A 4,445-nucleotide genomic window follows, 5' to 3' on the forward strand; every position below is an offset into this window, starting at 1 on the left:
TGGCAAACAGCCCCTGTATTCGGCACTGAACGCGCTCGCCGAACAGGGTGGCGTGCAATTGGTATTTACCGAGGAGATGGTGAAGGGATTGGCGTCGCCCGGCGTCAGCGGCGAAATGTCGTTGGAACAGGCGCTGAGCCAAGCCTTGCAAGGTACCGGTTTGAGATACCGAATCAGCGGTAGCACGGTGACGCTGGAAGCGAGTCCGGCCGACGCGGGTCGTAGTCGGCTGGCACCGGCGGCGATGCCGGCGGTGACAGTGGTTGGAAAGGCGATTTACGACTCGACCGATCCTTACAACCCCGCCTACAGCCTGCCGAACGCGTCCACGGCCACCAAAACCGACACGCCGATTATGCAGACGCCGCTCTCGGTTAAGGTCGTTCCACAACAAGTGTTGAAGGATCAACAGGTTGTCACGCTAGACCAAGCGCTGAGAAACGTCAGCGGCATCGTCAGCGGCGACGGCAACGACCGAGAGTTTTACCTACGCGGCTTTAGCTCCACATCCTCCAGCGGCTCCAACGGCGGCGGCGGCTCGACCTACTATAGGGACGGTTTTCCATTCATTAACGGTTGGCATCATACGGTCGATTTGGCGAATATCGACCGAGTCGAAGTGTTGAAAGGTCCCGGTTCGATATTGTTCGGCCGCTCCGAACCGGGCGGCATTATCAACTTCGTGACCAAACAGCCGCTGGATACTCCGTACTACAGTGTACGCCAACAATTCGGTTCTTACGGCCATTTGCGCACCGACATCGACGCCACCGGTTCGATAAGCACTCGCAGGGATCTGGCTTATCGGGTCAATTTCGCCTATCAGGCTAACGACTCGATAACGGATTGGGGCGGCGGCGAACGGATCTTTGCCGCGCCCATGTTGCGTTGGCGGATCTCGGACCAAACCACGTCGACGTTCAAATTGGAATACAGCGATATTAAGACTCGCGCGGATAATCCGATTCCTTACAACTTGTTGGGAAAAGTGCCTAGAAGCCGGAATTTCAACGATCCCTGGGCTTACAGTGAAGATCAATATGTCATGTTCTCGGCGAATACCGAACACGCGTTTAACGAGAACTGGACGCTACGCCACCGCTTTAACGCCAGTTTCGCGGAAGTGACTTCGCGCAATGTCGCGGCGAGCGGCTCAGCCGACGCCAGCGGCAATTTTGGGCGCTGGGGATTTGAACAAAATTTCGATGGCGGAGACTACTACAACAATTACTTCAACTCGCTGGAGTTGACCGGCAAGTTCGAAACCGGCTTCGCCAAACATACTTTGTTGATCGGTAGTGATTATCTGAAGACGGATGCCAGAGCGACCATGGGACCGGTGTTTGCGTGGATGCCGGGATTCGAGAGCAGTAATGCCTACCAGCCCATCCACCGTTACCCAATGCCGGGCATGACGGTGTCCAGCTTTCCACCACAAAGAACAGCTTTTAATACCTTCGAATACGACAATCCCTGGTTCGGATTTTACGCTCAGGACCAAGTCGAACTACCTTACCACGTGCATCTGTTGGGCGGTCTGCGCTACGACAACGCGGACACCGACACTTATGCCGACTACGGCGCGATCCCGCAATTTTTCCCCAGCGTCCAAACCCCGTTCGTCGAAAAACAAAGCAATGACCGCGTTTCGCCACGCGGCGGCGTGCTTTGGCAACCAATACCGGAGCTATCGCTGTTCGGAAGTTACACCGAAAATTTCGGCGCGCCCAATGGCTTGAATGCCCAAGGCCGAGTCCTGGCGCCGCAAACCGCCGCGCAATGGGAAGCCGGGATCAAAACCGAGTTGTTCGATAGCCGCTTGATCACCACGCTGACCTATTTCGATCTGAAGAAGTACAACCTGTCCTTCCAAGATTTTCCACCCGGTTCGCCGTCGCAATTAATAGGAAAAGCGGAAAGTCGCGGTTTGGAGCTGGACATCAGCGGCGAGATTCTGCCTGGCTGGAAAGTCATGGCGGCCTATGCATACATGCCGTTCGCGCAAACGGTGGAAGACCCGATTCATAGCCGATACGTCGGCAAACGCTTGCACAACGCCCCGGAAAACAGCGGCAATCTTTGGACCACCTACGAGTTTCAACCGGCAAGTCTGCAGGGTCTGAAGGTCGGCGCCGGCATCCAAGCGGTCGGTGAACGGTTTCTGGGGTATGACGAAATCCAAAAAACGCCGGGATACGCCACGCTTAATCTGATGGCCAGCCAAGCCTGGAAGGTCGGACAAACCCGGGTCACCGCGCAGATCAACGCGGACAATTTGTTGGATAAAACCTATCTGCAAGGTCTCAACACTTACGGCGTTGGCACTTATGGCGCACCGAGGACATTTATGGGCTCGGTACGCATCGAATATTAGTTAACACCGCTTACATGAAGAACCGTTGGGGTTAGGTACGCCCCCCCAACATTGATGGGCTTAGAAAGCGTCGGTAACTTTGATGTTTCGTTGTTGACGGCTTGCGGATCGGTTTTGGGGTCGTCGTGTTGGGGTTCGTACCTCAACCCCGGCCCACGCTCCGCGCCCAATCCGCTTGAATTCGCGGCAAATGCGGCATTCCCGTTCGCCGCTGATCCCCCAATGCCGGCTTGATGCCTCGAAAAAAGCGCCTTTATAGCGCCTCGCCGATCCAAACCCATTCAAAGCAGGTGCGTTCCCACGGCTGAATGGGTTATTCTGAATTAACAATCGCCGGCAGGTCGGATTTGAGCCGCCGAGCCGCAATGGCTTGGCGAATGTTATCGACACCGGATCATCGAAATCGAATTGAGCGCGACCTTGGCCTATGACGATCAATCACCTGCTGGATAAGCTGTTTCGCCGCCACCGTGAGGAATTGCTGGCGTTTGCGGAGCGCAAAGGCCATTGCGACAACGCCGAGGACTTGGTGCAGGATGCCTTTTTGCGCCTGCTGCAACATGCCGATTTGCCGGCGGTGAACAACCACCGCGCCTATCTGTTCAAGATCACTTCCAATCTCAGCGCCGACCAATTTCGCCGGCCATCCCTGGAATTGATCGACCACGACCACGCCGAATACGACCATTTCGCTTGTCCGCTGCCGCTACCGGAAACCGTAGCCGAAAGCCGGCAAAGTTACCAATTCAGCCTGCAAGCGCTGCAGGATTTACCGGACATCGTCCGCACCTGTTTTTTACTGCACCGGATCGACGGCATACCCCAGGCCGAAATCGCCAAGGCTTTCAATCTGCCACGCCGCACGGTCGAGCGCTATTGCGCCAAGGCCCTGGCGCATTGCTGCGCCCGCTTGCGTGAGCAAGGCGATTAACGGGCGGCGGGTTGTGCAAGCCGCCGTCATCGTCTTCCGTCGTGTTTCATCGTCGCCATGATCAAGCCCACCGATCCCGATATTGCCGAGCAAGCCAGCCGCTGGGTATTAAAACGGCTGAACGACCCGAGTTCAAGCGCCGATCGGCGGGCTTTCGAGGCTTGGCTGAACGCCGATCCCCGCCACCTGCCGGCTTACCGCCATGCCGCAAGCGTCTGGAGAAACTTCTCTCCGCCCGAAGGTCAAGCCGTCGATCCAGCGCTGGCCAATGCCCGCGCCCAATTTCGCGAAGCGCGAAACCAAGTTCGGCGCACGCAAAATCGGCGTGTGCGCGGCCTGGCGCTGGCGGTGGTACTGATGGCCGCGCCGCCGCTGGCCTGGAACTGGCTTCGCTCAGCCGAATACCGCACCGGCAAGGGGCAACGCCTGTCGGTTACGTTGACGGACGGCTCGCGAATCGAATTGAATACCGATAGCCGGCTGCGGGTGAATGAGGCTTGGCAAACCCGGCAAGTCACGCTGGCACGCGGCGAGGCCCTATTCGACGTCAAGCACGATCCGGCCAAGCCCTTCGAAGTGTTGACCGCCTCGGGACGCATTCGCGACATCGGCACCCGCTTTAACGTCTACCAAGGCCGCGACGGCACGACCGTCAGCGTGATCGAGGGCGAAGTCGAAGTCGCCACGGCCAGCAGCACGCTGCACGAGCGCCTGCCGGCCGGCCGCCAAATCCATTTCGACGTGCGCGGCAGTCTGGACGCGCCGACATCGTTCGATGCCGACGCGGTGACGGCCTGGCAAAAAAATTTACTGGTGTTTCGCAACGCGCCGCTGGCAGAGGTGGTGGAGCAACTGGGCCGCTACCACGCGGTGGACTTGCAATTGGCTGATCCGGCCTTGCGTGACCTTAAGGTCAGCGGCGACTTTCCCAGCACCGACTTGAGCGCGGCCCTAAGGGTCATCGCGGCGGCCTTGCCGGTCAAAACCCGGCAAACCGGGCTCGGCGTGATCGTGCTGGATCGTTAGACGGTCTTCCGCCGCGAATCGCCGGGCCAGCCGGCGAGTTTGGGCAAGCTGGGCGGTATGCCAAGAAGGCATTGCGGATCGTGCCATGCCGGAATGCTTTGAATCACGACGAAA

The 4,445-nt window shown here is 58.1% G+C and carries 3 protein-coding genes; all 3 read left to right on the plus strand.

Features of this window, described 5'->3' with window-relative positions; all coding sequences use genetic code 11:
• The coding region (locus tag AC3B8H_RS18840) for a TonB-dependent siderophore receptor (protein ID WP_488443063.1) at positions 1-2,374 on the plus strand (2,374 nt) is incomplete at its 5' end.
• Between the two features lie 427 nt (positions 2,375-2,801).
• Positions 2,802-3,305, plus strand: coding sequence for an RNA polymerase sigma factor (locus tag AC3B8H_RS18845; protein ID WP_488443064.1), 504 nt, complete (start codon positions 2,802-2,804; stop codon positions 3,303-3,305).
• Positions 3,306-3,362: 57 nt separating this feature from the next.
• On the plus strand, positions 3,363-4,331 hold the full coding sequence (locus AC3B8H_RS18850) for a FecR family protein (protein WP_488443065.1): 969 nt from the start codon (positions 3,363-3,365) through the stop codon (positions 4,329-4,331).
• Positions 4,332-4,445: the final 114 nt, after the last annotated feature.

Source organism: Methylomonas sp. BG-2 (assembly GCF_057766305.1).

What these genes read in the sequence shown, in the direction of transcription:
- AC3B8H_RS18850 (WP_488443065.1), top strand. Translation starts at nt 3,363, where the DNA reads ATGATCAAGCCCACCGATCCCGATATTGCCGAGCAAGCCAGCCGCTGG.
- AC3B8H_RS18845 (WP_488443064.1), top strand. Translation starts at nt 2,802, where the DNA reads ATGACGATCAATCACCTGCTGGATAAGCTGTTTCGCCGCCACCGTGAG.